Source organism: Rhodohalobacter sp. (genome assembly GCF_041686455.1).
Taxonomy (GTDB): domain Bacteria; phylum Bacteroidota; class Rhodothermia; order Balneolales; family Balneolaceae; genus Rhodohalobacter.
In genome coordinates, this window is sequence record NZ_JAWLDW010000049.1 from 1 (window position 1) to 1,932 (window position 1,932).

At 45.0% G+C, this 1,932-nt stretch carries 2 protein-coding genes; both read left to right on the forward strand.

Translation table 11 applies throughout. The features are described from left to right. Positions 1-160 precede the first annotated feature (160 nt). Positions 161-1,261: a calcium/sodium antiporter gene (locus tag ACESM0_RS07540; protein ID WP_372905195.1), complete on the forward strand. Its 1,101-nt coding sequence runs from the start codon at positions 161-163 to the stop codon at positions 1,259-1,261. Next, positions 1,254-1,932 (forward strand): arginase family protein (locus ACESM0_RS07545; protein WP_372905197.1); only part of this gene is annotated, 679 nt, incomplete at its 3' end. The genes ACESM0_RS07540 and ACESM0_RS07545, both read left to right, overlap by 8 nt.

Sequence of the window (1,932 nt, forward strand, 5' to 3'; positions counted from 1 at the left end):
AAAGCGATAAACCGGGGCGAACAATTCGGCTCCATCGAAACGGGAAAATCTGCTGATTTTTTAGTCATCGATGCCGAAAATGTAAATGAATGGATGTATCATTACAAAGGTTCAAGAATGGAATCCGGATTCCTGAAGGGAAAACAGATAACCTAATCATATGCTATCTACCACTATTTGGTTTATTATTGGTCTCATTGCACTCATTGGAGGTGCAGAGCTATTGGTTCGGTCATCATCCAGCCTGGCCGTTCGGTTTGGAATTTCAAAGTTAATCGTAGGCCTTACAGTCGTCTCTTTCGGAACAAGTGCCCCGGAGCTTGGTGTGAGTTTACAGGCCGGATTTGCCGGAAAAGCCGATATTCTTCTCGGTAATATCGTCGGAAGTAACATCTCCAACACGCTTCTGATTCTGGGCATTGCCGCACTGATTCTCCCGCTGAAAGTAAACGTGAAACTGATTCGAATTGATGTGCCGGTTATGATTGGTGTTACCATTCTGCTTTATTTCTTTGCACTGAGCGGAGTTATCTATTTCTGGGAGAGTTTGATTCTTGTTATCTTGCTTGTGGTTTATCTCATTTTTCTGATTCGCGAAAACAAACACGCCGATGTGGAAGCAGAAATCGAGAAATTACCTACTTCTACTCCTGTTTTGATCATTACCGGAATTGTGGGTTTGCTGCTGCTCGTTTTTGGTGCCCGGTGGCTGGTAGACAGTGCCGTTATTTTTGCAGAAATGGCGGGTATCAGTGAACTTGTCATTGGGCTCACCGTTGTCTCAATTGGTACTTCTTTGCCTGAAATTGTTACCGCTGTTGTCGCTGCCCTAAAAGGAGAGAGGGATATTGCTGTAGGAAATGTTGTGGGAAGTAATATCCTGAACATTCTCGTAGTTCTCGGTATCACCGGATTAATTATCCCGGCTTCTATTCCCGTTCAGCCATCACTTGTGCGGTTTGACCTGATTATTCTGCTTGCCGCTTCTTTTGCCTGTCTGCCGATCTTTTTCACCCGTCACCGAATCGACCGTTTTGAAGGATTTGTTTTTCTGGTAATGTATATAGCCTATGTACTCTACCTGTTTCTTTATTCGACTGATCACGACCTTCTGGGGGCATACAGCAACACCATGATCTTTTTTGTATTGCCCCTGGTAGCAGTAACGATCCTCTCTATTTTCTGGCGGGAGTGGAAGCGAAGACGACGATTTTATCTTGCAGCAAAGCACCGAAATGAAGAAGGGGCCGGAAATGAGTAATGACGACCCTAGACTCAAGAATCTGATCGGAAAAAATATAGCTAAACCGAAAGTTCGCCTCATCGGTTTTCCTTCAGATGAAGGGGTGAAAATAAATGGAGGCCGGGCCGGGGCGTCTAAAGCACCTCAGCTGATTTATGATGAACTCCTAAAGCTTACTCCTCATCCGGTTCATATTGACAGGCATATAAAATTACTGAAAAAAACAGAGAGCTTGATCCATTTGAACTGTTCCGGAGATTTGTCTGCAGATCAGAAAAACCTGGGAGAAGATACAGCGAGTTCTCTTTCCGATCAGATATTACCCGTTATATTGGGAGGCGGACATGAAACGGCTTTTGGCCACTTCCTTGGCTACGCAAAATCGGAACTGTCAGTCAATATCGTTAATATCGATGCTCATACGGATGTGCGGGAGTTTAAAAATGGAAAAGCTCACTCCGGCTCACCTTTCCGGCAGGCCATTGAGCATCAATCAGGATTGTGCAAATCGTACAATGTATACGGCCTGAACCCGGCTTCAGTCTCTGCCGCACACCTGGCTTACGTGAGTAACCAGGGAGACACCGTTTTTGAACAGTCTGTATCTGTGGATGCAGTTCTAAATCGCCTTAACCTTTTTGAAGAGGGCAGTATTATGGTGACGATGGATATGGATGTCGTTCGGCAGG

What these genes read in the sequence shown, in the direction of transcription:
- ACESM0_RS07540 (WP_372905195.1), top strand. Translation starts at nt 161, where the DNA reads ATGCTATCTACCACTATTTGGTTTATTATTGGTCTCATTGCACTCATT.